This window comes from uncultured Bacteroides sp. (genome assembly GCF_949298305.1).
GTDB lineage: Bacteria > Bacteroidota > Bacteroidia > Bacteroidales > Bacteroidaceae > Bacteroides.
Genome location: NZ_CASFWU010000071.1, coordinates 1 through 14,375 on the forward strand (window position 1 = coordinate 1; position 14,375 = coordinate 14,375).

Sequence of the window (14,375 nt, forward strand, 5' to 3'; positions counted from 1 at the left end):
TATTTCAACTTCTTCACCGCCTGACTGGCTCCTGCTCCGGGTATCAGGGTGAATCCCCAGGTGTATTCGCGGTCGGCAGGCAGGGTGTATTCGGGTTCGGGACGCGAGTACCAGCTGTCATAACCGGCCAGTCCCTGTTGCTTCAGGTCGAGGCAGACTTCAACGAAGTCGCGCGGGGTGATGTCGTTGATGTGCGTCTGGCGAGGCTTGTCGTAGGGGCCTATTTCGGGACGGTTGGCTATCTCCTGCGGAGTGAAGTTGTTCCACTGGTAGGGACGGTTAGTGGCCTTTCCGGCGTCGAAGTCCTCAACGGAGTTGCGCAGGGCGTTGAACTCCATCAGGCTGTCGGCTACAATCAGCAGACTCTTTCCGCGTCCGTTCAGCGAGAGCCAGCGTGTGTCGCAGTGGTGACCGTTCTCCTGCGGGCGTACGTAGGGGAAGTATTCGTCGTCGGCCGTGCTGCGGTACAGTCCTATCGGGCTGCCGGCCTTGCGGTCCCAGTAGTTCTCCTGCGGGCCGCGGCCCAGGTAGGCCAGCTGGTTCATCGTGGCAGGCAGACGGAAGCGGACACCGATGCGGGGAACGACCATCTTGTCGCGTGCGCTGACGCTTTGGGCATCGCGTCCGGGCGAGAAGGTGGCCGTGGCGGTAGCTTCGGAGATGTCTATCTTCACGCCGTCCAGGTGGGCAGGAGTGAAGCGGGTGGACACGTTCATCACGCCGTCGGGATATATCTTATAGGTGATGAAGAACTCGTTTCCGGCAGGCAGCTTGTAGACGATGTTCACCAGCGCATTTCGGCCCGACATTTCGGCCGTGGCGCTTGATACCCGGAAGTTGCGGCTCGACACTTCCCATATCACCAGTCGTCGGGGGTTGCCGCTTCCGTAGTCGTTGTCGTTGGGGGCACGCCAGAAGTTGGGCCGGATGCCGAATCCGCCGTTGAAGTACTCGGTGCCGTTCACGCGGTAGGACGTAAGGATGCCCGACTGCTTGTCGAACGTGAAGCTGACTTTCGAGGAGGTAACCTTCAGTTCGTTGCCCTCGTTGTCGATGCTGAGTGCGGGGCCACCGGCCTGATAAGCGTCCTTGTCGGCGGGCACTTGCGGCAGGACGAACTGGTCGTGCGCAATGACGTGTCCGGCGGGGATGCAGCCTTCGGCCCGCGTGGTGGTCACTTCGAAGTCTATCAGGTAGTCGGTGCCTGTCTGGGGCTTGAGGCCCGATACGGGCACGCTAATCTCCTGCGAAGTTTGCGGTGCGAGGTCGAGTGTGAGGCGGCCGTCGCGCAGCGTCTTGCCGTTGGCACGGATGGCATAGCGGATGGCGTAGTCCTTCAGACCGGTGAAGTAGAAGCGGTTGGTTACTTTAATCTTGCCGTTGGCCAGGTCGGTAGCTTCGAAACCTACATTCTGGTGGGCGTATTTCACTTCCGCCATGGCAGGATGAGGCGTACGGTCGGGGCTTACGATGCCGTTGCACAGGAAGTTTCCGTCGCTCGGCATGTCTTTACCAAAGTCGCCTCCGTAGGCGTAATAAGGTGTGCCGTCCCCGTCCTTGACGAGCAAGCCCTGGTCAACCCAGTCCCAGATGTATCCGCCCTGCAGGTTGGGATATTGATAGATGGCCTTCCACTGGTCCCACAGGTTACCGTTGGAGTTGCCCATGGCGTGCGAATACTCCGAAGGCACCACGGGGCGGTCGCTGCCCGCCTTTCCGATGGCTTCGAGCCACTGGGCGCTGGGGTATTGGGGCACGTACATGTCGGAGTTCCACTCCCACTGGGCGCGCTCGTAGTTGACGGGACGGTTCATTTCTTCCTTCTCCTTCAGGTAGAGGTAGGTCTGGTAGAAGTTATATCCGTTTCCGGCTTCGTTGCCCAGCGACCAGAAGGTGACCGAGGGATGGTTCTTGTTGCGTTCGTACATGTTGGCGGTGCGCTCTATATGGGGTTTCAGCCATTCGGGGTTGTTGCCCAGGGTGCCGCCTTTGCGCAGGTCGTAGTACATGCCGTGCGACTCGATGTTGGCCTCGTCGTAAACATAGAGTCCGTACTCGTCGCACAGTTCGTAGAAGCGGCGGTCCTGCGGATAGTGGCACAGGCGGACGGTGTTGATGTTGTTCAGCTTCATCAGTTCGAAGTCCTTGCGCATCAGCTCTTCGGTCACGTAGTGGCCCGTCTCGGGGTTGTGTTCGTGGATGTTGACGCCTTTCAGCTTGATGGGCTGTCCGTTGAAGAGGAGCACGGTGTAGGGTCTTCCGTTGCCGGCAGTCTGGTCGATGGGTTTGATTTCGATGCGGCGGAAGCCCACGTTTTGCGGGATGACTTCGGTCACCCGGCCGTCTTCCTTGACGGTGAGCAGCAGCTTGTAGAGGTTGGGATGCTCGGCACTCCAGGTGCTGACGTTTTCCAGCTCTGTCTGGAAGGTGGCTGTCGTGGGGCCGTCGGGTTTCAGCGTCAGGGTTTGTTCGGATGCGGCGGCTGTACGGCCAGCGGCATCGAGCAGTTCGTAGGCGATGCTGACGGATTTGGCCTGTCCGCTGTGGTTCTTCAGGTCAATGGCCAGGCGGAAGAGACCGTTGCGGTAGGTGTCGTCGAGGGTAGAGACGATGCGGTAGTCCTGCACGGCGATGCGGGGCTGCGACCACAGGAAAACGTCGCGCTCGATGCCGCTCATGCGCCAGAAGTCCTGACACTCCAGATAGGAGCCGGTGCTCCAGCGCAGGATTTTAAGCGTCAGCACGTTCTTGCCGGGTAGCAGATAGGGGTTGATGAGGTATTCGGCGGGATTCTTGGAGTCTTCGTTGTAGCCCACTTCGCGGCCGTTGACATAGACATACACGCCCGACTTGGCTCCGGCGATGTGCAGATAGACGTCGCGTCCGTCCCAGCCACTGGGGATGGTGAAGTCGCGGCGGTAGACACCCGTCGGGATGTCGTCGGGCAGCAGGGGCGGCTGCGGGTTACGGGGCTTGAATTCGTAGCCGTGGTTGGTGTAGATGGCGGTGCCGAAGCCTTGCACTTCCCAGTTGCCGGGCACGGTGATGTCGGCCCAGTTCGAAGTGTCGGCCGAAGGGTCGGTGATGCCGGCAGGAAGCTGGCGGTAGGAATCGACAAAGTAGAACTTCCACGTGCCGTTCAGCAGCTGGTAGTAGGGACTGTTTTCGTAACGGGCGGTGAGGGCTGTAGCTCGGTCGCCGTAGGTCATGAACGAGGAGCGGGGCGCTTCCTTGTTCACCGATACCGTTTGAATATCTTGCCAGTAAGGCTTTTCCGGTTGCCCGGCGTCGTTGTTTGCCAGTGCACGGGTCAGGCAGAGGCAGCTCAGGAAAATCAGGAGCAGGCCGTTTTTTAAGAGATGTACCATGAATAGGAATATTAAGGTTATATGTTGACAAAGATAATGTTAAAAATCAAGTCTCGCAAATACGGGGAGAGAATGTTTGACGAAATGTCATTTTGTATTTCCGAGGCGGCGAGAATCCGTTATTTCCGTCCGTCGTACGGGGCGTGCGCAATTTCGCGAGCAGATTTCCGTATCTTTCTTACAGATAGGCGAATAGCGAAATGCTTACAGTTGAAATAGAACGGAAACGACGGAAAACGAAGCCGGAAACAGTGTTCCTGCCACCGAAATACCATGCTTTCGAGGCGCACAAGCATTGCTCGCGAGGCGCACAAGCAATGTTCGCGAGCCGTACAAGCATTCTTCCGGCGCCGCACAAGCGTTGCGGAAGTGGAAAACAAGCGTTTTCGGGAGCATTTTCGTGCATATCCATGCACTTTTGCGGGCGATTTATGCAGTTCGGGCTTCTGCTTTGCAGGAAACGGATAAAGAGGCGGTAAGCAAAACAGCCGTTCCGCCTGTCACAACGACAGGGAAACGGCTGTATGGGTGTGCAAAAAGATTTTCTCAGGAAGCCTTGTTCCGTTCCAGTTCGCTGAGCGATTCCATTTTCTTCTTCTCTAAAAATTCATAGACGCCGCAAAGGTGCTCGCGTACGCGCTGGTGGCCGAATTCGTACACCTTGCTGACCAGCCCGTCCAGGAAGTCGCGGTCGTGGCTGACAACGATAAGCGTGCCGTCGAAGTCCAGCAGGGCCTGCTTCAGGATGTCCTTGGTCTTGAGGTCGAGGTGGTTGGTGGGCTCGTCCAGAATGAGCAGGTTCACCGGTTCCAGCAGCAACTTAATCATGGCCAGCCGGGTACGCTCGCCGCCGGAGAGCACCTTGACTTTCTTCATCGAGGCCTCGGGACTGCCGAACATGAAGGCACCCAGCAGGTCGCGTATCTTGTTGCGTATCTCGCCTTTGGCCACGTCGTCGATGGTTTGGAACACCGTCAGGTTTTCGTCCAGCAGCGAAGCCTGGTTCTGGGCGAAGTAGCCTATCTGCACGTTGTGGCCCAGCGTCAGGGTGCCTTCGTGCTCAATCTCGCCCATGATGCACTTCACCAGCGTGGACTTTCCCTCGCCGTTGCGGCCCACGAAGGCCACCTTGTCGCCGCGTTCGATGGTGAGCGTGGCGTTGCGGAACACCACGTGGTCGCCGTACGTCTTGCCCACGCCGTCCATGATGACGGGATAGTTGCCCGAGCGGGGCGACGGGGGGAACTTGAGGCGCAGGGCCGAGGTGTCCTCCTCGTCCACTTCGAGCAGTTCCAGTTTCTCCAGCATCTTCACGCGGCTCTGCACTTGCAGGGTTTTCGAGTAAGTCCCCTTGAAACGTTCGATGAACTCTTTGGTTTCGGCAATGAACTTCTGCTGTTCGTCGTAGGCCTTCTGTTGCTGTTCGCGGCGTTCCTTGCGCAGCTCCAGGTATTTGGAATAGTTCACCTTGTAGTCGTAGATGCGTCCCATGGTCACCTCGATGGTGCGGGTGGTGATGTTGTCCACGAACTTGCGGTCGTGGCTGATGACTACCACCGCCTTGCCGTTGCTGATGAGGAAGTCTTCGAGCCACTGGATGGACTCGATGTCCAGGTGGTTGGTGGGCTCGTCCAGCAGCAGGACGTCGGGTTTCTGAAGGAGCAGTTTGGCCAGCTCGATGCGCATGCGCCATCCGCCGCTGAAGTCGCTGGTGGGGCGGCCGAAGTCGGTCCGCTCGAAGCCGAGGCCCAGCAGGGTCTTCTCCACGTCTTCCTCGTAGTTGGTGGCGTCGATGGCATAGAACTTCTCGCTCAGGGCGGACACCTGCTCGATGAGCTGCATGTAGCTGTCGCTCTCGTAGTCGGTGCGCGTCTCCAGTTCCTTGTTCAGGCGTTCAATCTCGGCCTCCATCTCGTGCAGGTGGGCAAAGGCCTGGGCAGTTTCCTCGAACACGGTGCGTCCGTCTTCGGTCATCAGGTGTTGCGGCAGGTAGGCCACGACGCAGTCTTTGGGCACCGATACCTTTCCCCGTGTGGGCTGCCGGATGCCTGCAAGGATCTTCAGCAGGGTGCTTTTCCCGGCTCCGTTCTTTCCCATGAGGGCGATGCGGTCCTTTTCGTTAATCACAAAAGAAATGTCGCTAAATAAAGTAGTGCCGCCAAATTCTACGGCCAGTCCGTCTATTGAAATCATAAGTCCGTTTTAAATGAGGTACAAAGATAGTGCATTTGTGTGTGATTCTTTTTATCTTTGCTGTCCTTAATCGAAAACTGTACGATGGATCTGGTTATAAACTGCAAGAAAATAGAAGAACTGGATGAAACCCTCCAGAAAGTATTGTGCTTTTACGCATATTGTGCCGACTTTATTCCTACCAAGACCTTAGAAGCGTTGTGGAAAACCTTGCCGACCATGCCGCATGGCATGAAAAAGGCGCTGGACTTGCTGAATTCGAAGGGAATGTTGCTGATCTACAACTACGACTGGACTTCCAAAATGTATGTATATAGCGTTTCGTTCAAATACTATTTCCCGGTTCTTTATTTTCTGAAGACACGCCATCCGGAGTGGGAAGACGACTATCGCCGGTGTGTGGACCACGATTATGAGAAGAATACGATGTTTCTCGAACTGGAAGAAGCTTTTGTGGCAGTGCTTGAAGGTCGGGAAAGCAAATTGCCGGCATCGTGGGACAAAATGGATATGTTTCCCTATCTCTTTCCTGTGGCTTTCGATCCCTGCGTCAGCCCCTTGTTCTTGCAGTTGGACGAGCAGCTGTTTGTCGAGGCCTTTTCCCGACTCTTGCTTTATATGCAGCAGAACGACTATCTGGATGAAGAAAACATCCTGCCACAGTGGTTAGAGACGAAACGTCTGCCAATCAAGACAAAGGTCCGGTTGCGCTCCATGCTTGCCCTTTACCGTTACTATTCGCACGGGGAGTACAAGCCCTTGCAGGATGCGTCCGACGGCGTTTACTTTTGGATACTGAATGCCGTATATGCCCTGCACCACGAAAGATATGCCGATGCAGTGACCTTGTTCGACAAGGCTTTGAAAATAAGAAACCAGACAGCCAGCAATAAGAATATATTCGATAACGCGCTGACCTGTTACTTCCTGATTATGGCTTACGTGCACGAGGCTTCGGCTTCGAGTGTCAAGAAGCTGGACCAGTTTCTGAAGAAAAAGGTAGTGAGGGAACGTTTAAGTCTGTTGCCGGCTTACGTCGCAGCCGATGCTTTCAGAGACGAGGAACGCAAACCCAGCCGGGGGTTGGTGCAGCAACTCCTCGAACAGCTCTTTCGACCGGAAATCTTATATTCGTATTTCGGCTTTTTGTTTATCCGTTATTTTGGGCTGACCGATTTCCTGCAGGATAAGGAATTGGAAGAACCCCATCCGCGACAGGCCATCTTCAAGCACGAACTTTCCGCTTACCTTACGCTGACTGCGGATGAGCGTACCCGGCTTGCCCGGGCTTACGGTACGTCGCCTGCTCTGACCTCCATACGCCAGAAGCAGGCATGGGAGCTGTTGATCGAAGATTTGCTGAAGAATGAAAGTCTGGCAGGCAGCGAACAGAAGGAAGAAAAGGATGCACGGCTGATGTACCTCATCAAGCAGAGGTACATAGAAGTGCGCGAACAGACCCGCCTGAAGTCGGGGAAGTGGAGCAGCGGAAAACCTATTTCGAATATACGTTACTTTCAGGAAGGTTCGGCGTTGATGGACGAATTTGACAGGCAGATCTGGAATAAATACCGGCAGGGCAACTATGATTCGATGTATTTGAGTGTGATGCTGCCTATGATGGTAGGCTGCGACCGTCTGTATACCGGCTATTACGCCCCTTTCGAACAAGTGAAGGTAGACGAGGAGAAACCTTATCTGTCGGTGGAGAAAGTGGGGAACCGGTTCAACATAACCTCCAACATCCCCCTGTCGGCACTGCTTGATACGCCCGATAGTCATATTGTACTGAAGAAATCAGATACTTATTATACCGTGATTCCCGTCACGCCGAAGCAGTGGGATTATTACCGTCGTCTGCTCATGGTAGGATATTTCCCTTTGGAAGCCGAGGCGCAACTGAAGGACTTCCTGCCCCGCATCAGTGATACGGTAGAAGTGCATTCGTCGCTGCTGGAGAACGGCTCTACGCTGGAAACGGTAGAAGGAAGTGCTGAGATAGCGCTGCAAGTCCGTCCGCAAGGCAGGCAGTTCGAGGTAAAGACCTATGTCAAGCCTTTGCCGAAGGGCAAGGGAGCTTTTCTGCCCGGCGAAGGAAACGCACTGGTGTTCGACGAGGCAGATGGCAAGCGGGTGCAGGTGAAGCGTCACCTCGGCAAGGAACGCAGGAACTACGAAGTGCTGAACAACTTCATGGAAGACAGCTTCGGCCGTTCGCTCGAAAGGCAGAGCATCAGCCTGTTGCCCGAAGAGTTGCTTTCGCTTATCGACTTTGTGCGCCAGTCTTCCGACACTTATTACATCGAGTGGCCCGAAGGCGAAAAGCTGCGTCTGAAGCTTCCCGTTTCGACCGAGAACATGCACGTGCGTCTGGAGACAAAGGGCGATTGGTTCGACATCGAAGGAGATGTGCAGATTGACGACCACACCGTGCTCAGCATGACACAGTTGCTCGACCTGCTGGGGCAGAGCCATGGAAACTTTATCCGTCTGAACGAAACCGATTACCTGAAACTGAACGAAAGTCTGCTGAAACAGCTGCGTAAGCTGGAGGCGCTTACCGTGAAGGAACATGGGCAGATGCACATTTCGCGCTTCAACGCGCCTTTGCTGGACGACGCCATGCCGGGCGAGCTGGAAGTACAAGGTAACCGTTTGCTGGACGACTTGCGTGCGTCGATCAGGCACAGCATGAAGGTCAAAGCCGGTGTGCCCAATACCTTGCAGGCTACGTTGCGCGGTTATCAGCTCGAAGGATTCCGCTGGATGGTGCGTTTGTCCAGTTGGGGAGCCGGTGCCTGCCTGGCCGACGACATGGGTTTGGGAAAGACGGTACAGACCATTGCTTTCTTGTTGTACAGAGCAGCCGAAGGAGCTTCGCTGGTAGTGGCTCCGGCTTCGGTGGTTCCCAACTGGAAGAACGAACTGCAACGCTTTGCCCCTACGCTGAACGTACATGTACTGAACGGGGCAGACGACCGCAAGGCACTTATCGACGGTGCGGGCGAATACGATGTGATACTGTCGACTTACGGCCTGCTGGTCAATGCGGAAGAGCCGCTGGTGGGCAAGCAGTGGAATGTAGTGTGTCTGGACGAGGCACATACCATAAAGAATCGTGATACAAAGACGTCGAGAGTAGCTATGCAACTGCAGGCATCGGCACGCCTCATCCTGACGGGTACTCCCATACAGAACCATCTCAGCGAGTTGTGGAATCTGTTCCGTTTCATCACTCCCGGCCTGTTGGGCAGTTACGAACAGTTCCGCCTGAAATTCATTGTTCCCATCGAAGAAGGCGATAAGGAGAAGCAACGTCAGCTGAAGCGCATCGTCCAGCCTTTTATGCTGCGACGCACCAAGTCCGAGGTAGTGGAAGAACTGCCCGAGAAGATGGAAATCACCTTGCCGGTCGAGCTGTCGGAAGAAGAAATGGCGGTGTACGAAGTGATTCGCCGTCGTGCCAAGGCGATGCTCGAAGAAAGCAATGCCGTAAGCATGAGTACACTGGCCGAAATCACCCGTTTGCGTCAGGCCGCCTGTTCCATAGCCCTGACAGACGGCCGCTGGAAAGGCGAGACGACGAAGATACAGATGTTGCTCGACCTCATAGCCGAAATCAAAGAGGGCAACAACCGTGTACTGGTCTTCAGCCAGTTTACGTCTTTCCTGGAGTTGGTTCGGAAGCGCCTTGACGAGCTGGGTGAGCCTTATTTCTATCTGGACGGTTCGGTAACCATGAAGCAGCGCGAGGAACTGGTACGCAAGTTTCAGCAGGGCGAGTGCCCCATCTTCCTCATCAGTCTGAAGGCTGGCGGACTGGGGCTGAATCTGACGGGAGCCAATTACGTCATCCATCTGGACCCGTGGTGGAATCCGGCCATCGAACAACAGGCCACCGACCGTGCCTATCGCATCGGGCAACAGAATCGTGTGACTGTTTATCACCTGATAGCCCAGCACACTATCGAAGAGAAAATACTGCGCCTTCACCGCACCAAGCGCGACTTGGCCGACTCATTGCTCGAAGGCGCCAATGCCGGTTACAAACTGACCGACAAGGAACTGCTGGAGATGCTGACGGAACAGGACGGATAAGTCTACTCCTCCGTGCGGGGTTGCGCCAGTTTATGCTTGACGAACTCCAACTTCCGGTTGGCTTCTTCGATGTTCTGTTTGATTTCGGTGATGGCTGCCAGCACTTGGGCCAGTTCGTAGATGCCGGCAGCAGCCTGGCGGTCGGTAGCAGTCATGGTGGTCGAGTAGGAACGCTCTCCCTGATAGTTCACCTTGAGGTTCTTGTCGCGGTTCATGCAGATGAATCCGATGACGTTGCCGTCTTCGCCCAGTTTGTAGTCGGCTTTTTCAATCTTTTCGCCCAGGTCGGTCGTTTCGTAACTGTCTTTCGAGGCAGGGGTTTCGGCAAAGCTGCCGTCGGGGGCTACTACTTTCACAGCGATGTGGTGGATGTTGCTTGCTCCGCAGTAGATGGAGGTCATGCTCATTTTACCCGTTTCGTCTACCTGGAAACGCAGGAACGAGCGGTGCAGGTTCTTCTCAATTACCTGTGACGGATGCAGGTAGAGCCCGACTTGCTGGTAGGCAGTGTCTTTTTCGAGTACGAATTTCCCTTTCAGCGCATCCAGTTCCTTCTGTTTTCCGTTGAGGGTGCTGTCCAGATAAGCAAGAGTTTTTTCCTGTTCCTTCAGTTCCACTTCAAGCATCAGCTTCTGGCCTTCGCGCCGTGTGTCGAATGCTTTCGGGTAGAGTATCTTGATACTGTCTATCCGCAGTTTGGCTTCGTTGTAGTCGCCGTTTTCGTAGGCGGTACGTGCTGCCTGCAGCTGTACGGCAGCTTTCTTTTCGATGTTTTCGCAGGCTACGAGCAGGCCGCAAAGGCAGGCCAGGAGTAATTCTTTCTTCATGGGTGTTCCGTTCTTTGTTTTTTTGAGTCTGTAAGTTTATAAGTTATTGTTTTACTTCAACTTAAAAACTCAAAAACTTATAAACTGATAAACTCGTCTACTTAGGTAAGCGTATTTTTGAAGCAAAAATAGAAATAATATCCGTATCTTTGCGTTTCCTTAAACGATAAAATATGATAGAGTTGACAGCTGAAGAACTGAAACAGCGTTTCAGTGACAATATATTCAAGCAAATATCCGCGACGGCAGACGAGCTTGGGCTGGAATGCTACGTGGTAGGCGGATACGTTCGCGACATTTTTCTGCAACGTCCTTCCAAGGATATCGATGTGGTTGTGGTGGGCAGCGGCATTGCCATGGCCGAGGCGTTGGGTCGCCGGTTGGGTAAGGGCGCGCACGTGTCGGTATTCAAGAATTTCGGTACGGCCCAGCTGAAATACCGGGGCACGGAGGTGGAGTTTGTGGGAGCCCGCAAGGAGTCGTACACGCACGACTCGCGCAAGCCCATTGTGGAAGACGGCACCCTGGAGGATGACCAGAACCGTCGCGACTTCACCATCAACGCACTGGCCGTCTGCCTGAACAGCAGCCGTTACGGCGAACTGGTGGACCCCTTCGGCGGCATGGAGGACATGAAGGAGCGTACCATCCGCACGCCGCTCGACCCGGACATCACTTTCAGCGATGACCCCCTGCGCATGATGCGCTGCATCCGCTTTGCCACCCAACTCAACTTCTATATCGACGACGAGACGTTCGAGTCGCTCTGCCGCAACAAGGAGCGCATTTCCATTATCTCCAAGGAACGCATCGCCGACGAACTGAACAAAATCATGCTGTCACCCATTCCTTCCAAGGGCTTCATCGACCTGGACCGCAGCGGGCTGCTGGAACTTATCTTCCCCGAACTGGTGGCCTTGCAGGGAGTGGAAACCCGTAACGGCCGCGCCCACAAGGACAACTTCTACCACACGCTGGAGGTGTTGGACAACATCAGCCGCAAGACGGACAATCTGTGGCTGCGCTGGGCGGCCCTGCTGCACGACATTGCCAAGCCGGTCACCAAACGCTGGGACCCGCGTGCGGGCTGGACCTTCCACAACCACAACTTCATAGGCGAAAAAATGGTACCCAACATCTTCCGTAAGATGAAGTTGCCCATGAACGAGAAGATGAAGTATGTGCAGAAGCTGGTAGGGCTGCACATGCGTCCCATCGTGATAGCCGATGATGTGGTGACAGATTCGGCTGTACGCCGGTTGCTGTTTGAAGCCGGCGATGACATTGACGACCTGATGACGCTTTGCGAAGCCGACATCACGTCGAAGAACATGGACAAGAAGCAGCGCTTCCTGAACAACTTCCAACTGGTGCGCCAGAAACTGAAAGACCTGGAGGAACGCGACCGAATCCGCAACTTCCAGCCGCCTGTAAGCGGCGAGGAAATTATGGAAACCTTCGGCTTGTCTCCCTGCCGGCAGGTGGGTTCGCTGAAGAGCGCCATCAAGGATGCCATCCTGGACGGTGTCATTCCAAACGAATACGAGGCTGCCCGTGCCTTTATGCTGAAACGTGCCGAAGAGATGGGACTGAAGCATTCGTGAAATTTGTCATGGTTTTCCGTGACAAATGTCTTCTTGTGTGTTTGTTTTTTTTCTTTGCTTGTCTCTATTATATAGGGACTTAGCAAAATACGCATGGAAAGACGCAAAAAAAATGAGGAGGTATTTTCCCCGTAGTATAGAATAAATGTTTATATTTGCAAAATCTTATCAAGCATAACTCAATATAAACATTATAAACTATGGATACGATGAAATCATGGACTCTTTTTTTTAAAAGAAAAAGAGCGCTATTGCTTTTGGTAATGTCTTTGGCCGCAGGACAGGCTATGGCTCAAGTAGAAGTAAAAAGGGTATTCCCTTCTGAGAAAGATATTACGTCTTTTGACAATACAACATTCTGCACAGCTTTTTTGGCTGATGAAAAATTGTGGACTTTACGTGATATACCTGTTGCCGATGTGTATGGCGTACAGAAAATCGTGTTTAACCCGACGGGAAGTTCTTTGGCATTGATTCGTGAGAAGAAGCCAGTCAGCATCTATTCATTCCGGAACCGGAACAACCGGATGTTTGAATTGAAAGAGACACGGAAGGATGTGAAGAAGAAAAAACCGGTTACTATTGCAATGTGTTATGGCGCAGACGCCCGTAACTTTATAACCTCCAATTCATTAGGCGAGATTATCATTTATGATACCAAGGAATATCTTCCGCAGGCTTACATTCAGGGAAAAGCTCCGGCTACAGCTTTGGCCTTAAGCTCCAATAACTATTTCATTGCAGCAGGAGTTGGCAAGGGCATTGATGTTTGGAACTTCCAGACCAAACAAATTCGTACAAATATCCCGATGCCTGCTGTGGTGACCGATTTGACATTCTCGGCCGATGCCTCACAATTGGCTGTCGTAACTGACGATGGCCGTTTGACTATCATTGATACCAAGAACTGGGAAAAGGTTGACATCTTCGATAAAATAGGCGGCAAACTGACTTCTCCTTCTTTCCATCCGGAAGGTAAGTATGTCAGTGTGGTAAAAGATGGCAATGCAATTGTTATCGTCAACCTGAAGAACAGTGTGGTTGAGCAGACTTTGGATGAAAAGGCCGGTAACGTATATGCCAGCCGTTTCTTCATGAACAGACAGACAAGCGAGGTCTTCATGCTTTCAAACCGCATCAACAGCCTTGTATTCTGGGACGCCAACGGCTTGAATCCGTTCTACGGCAAGTTGATTAGTAAAGAAGTGGATGCGAAGATGAATGAATGGGTGAAGATGATGCAGGGTGAATCCATGGAAGACTATGCAATTCGTGTGAACGACGAAACTCGTTTGAAGCAGCAGCAATTGTTCGCTCAGGAAGTTGCTACCGAAATGGCCGGCGACCGTATTGCCATCGACAATCCTTTTGTAGGAGAGTATGATGCTTCAAGTAATATGTTGAACATCGGATTTAACACGTTGCCTTCCATTTCATTGGAAGTGCCTGCCGGTGAAGTGGGTGATTTCAAGGATGCCAAGAACCTGACGTTCTCCAATGCTGTATATGTGTTGAATGATAAGGATGAATTTGAATTGGCCTATGTGGAAGTCCGTAATGAAACAACTAACAAGGTCTACATTTATGACAACATCGGACGCACTAAGCTGACTGCCTTGGAAGCAGACGACAATTTTGTTCCGTTGGAAGTGATGCAGCAGGCCAGCCGCGAAGAAGTTCAGTTGAAAGAAATTAAGGAAGCGGTTGTGGAAGAGAAGAAGCAGGATAAGCTGATTACTGAAAATACACAGATTGATGTTAGAACGGAAGTGGTTCCCGGTGTGGATGCCGATGGTAACAAAATCCTGAATTACAAGGTAGGCTATCAGTACGAGGTAATCAACAAGGCTTTCTCCGCTAAGGAAGACTTCCCCTCGGGCGGTTATAACATCGAGCGCTCCAATGCGGCCATGTCTTTGATGAAAATTATCAAGAACGCTTTTGAAGGCGATTTCTCCAAATATTTGTCTGAGGGCAAACAGGTGAAGGTTATCATCACCGGTTCGGCAGATGCCAGCCCCATTCGCGGACGTATAGCATATAACGGACAGTATGGTGAATATGTGGACGAACCCTATTATAAAGACGGTAATCTGGATAACATCACAGTGACCAAGGCATCGGGCATCACCAGCAACGAACAGTTGGCCTTGATGCGTGCAGCCGGCGTGAAGGACTACGTTGAAAAGAATGTAACTACTTTGAAGAATACGAAGAACGAGTATGAATTCCATGTAGAAGTAGCCAAGGAACGTGGAGGTGAATTCCGTAAGATTGATGTTGAA

General features: G+C 53.2%; 6 protein-coding genes. 3 read left to right on the top strand and 3 right to left on the bottom strand.

Annotated elements, in window-relative coordinates; translation table 11 throughout:
• Both Q1Y74_RS10145 and Q1Y74_RS10150 read right to left on the bottom strand, forming a co-directional pair.
• Positions 1–3,368 (bottom strand): glycoside hydrolase family 2 TIM barrel-domain containing protein (locus Q1Y74_RS10145; protein ID WP_300814174.1); only part of this gene is annotated, 3,368 nt, incomplete at its 3' end.
• Positions 3,369–3,914: 546 nt separating this feature from the next.
• Positions 3,915–5,561 (bottom strand): ABC-F family ATP-binding cassette domain-containing protein, encoded by a 1,647-nt coding sequence (locus tag Q1Y74_RS10150; RefSeq protein WP_300814175.1) that lies wholly within the window; start codon positions 5,559–5,561, stop codon positions 3,915–3,917.
• Positions 5,562–5,645: 84 nt separating this feature from the next.
• Between Q1Y74_RS10150 and Q1Y74_RS10155 the strand changes: the two genes are divergently transcribed.
• Positions 5,646–9,659 carry a DEAD/DEAH box helicase gene (locus tag Q1Y74_RS10155; protein WP_300814176.1) on the top strand — a complete coding sequence of 1,338 codons (4,014 nt, stop codon included), beginning with the start codon at positions 5,646–5,648 and terminating at the stop codon, positions 9,657–9,659.
• 2 nt (positions 9,660–9,661) lie between these two features.
• Here Q1Y74_RS10155 and Q1Y74_RS10160 read toward each other — a convergent pair whose 3' ends face one another.
• On the bottom strand, positions 9,662–10,486 hold the full coding sequence (locus tag Q1Y74_RS10160) for a hypothetical protein (protein WP_071148805.1): 825 nt from the start codon (positions 10,484–10,486) through the stop codon (positions 9,662–9,664).
• A gap of 173 nt (positions 10,487–10,659) precedes the next feature.
• Here Q1Y74_RS10160 and Q1Y74_RS10165 point away from each other — a divergent pair, with 173 nt between their 5' ends.
• Positions 10,660–12,090 carry an HD domain-containing protein gene (locus Q1Y74_RS10165; protein WP_300814177.1) on the top strand — a complete coding sequence of 477 codons (1,431 nt, stop codon included), beginning with the start codon at positions 10,660–10,662 and terminating at the stop codon, positions 12,088–12,090.
• 263 nt (positions 12,091–12,353) lie between these two features.
• Positions 12,354–14,375, top strand: a 2,022-nt coding sequence (locus Q1Y74_RS10170) for a WD40 repeat domain-containing protein (RefSeq protein ID WP_300814178.1), incomplete at its 3' end; no start/stop codon positions are given.

What these genes read in the sequence shown, in the direction of transcription:
- Q1Y74_RS10150 (WP_300814175.1), bottom strand. Translation starts at nt 5,561, where the DNA reads ATGATTTCAATAGACGGACTGGCCGTAGAATTTGGCGGCACTACTTTA.
- Q1Y74_RS10165 (WP_300814177.1), top strand. Translation starts at nt 10,660, where the DNA reads ATGATAGAGTTGACAGCTGAAGAACTGAAACAGCGTTTCAGTGACAAT.
- Q1Y74_RS10155 (WP_300814176.1), top strand. Translation starts at nt 5,646, where the DNA reads ATGGATCTGGTTATAAACTGCAAGAAAATAGAAGAACTGGATGAAACC.
- Q1Y74_RS10160 (WP_071148805.1), bottom strand. Translation starts at nt 10,486, where the DNA reads ATGAAGAAAGAATTACTCCTGGCCTGCCTTTGCGGCCTGCTCGTAGCC.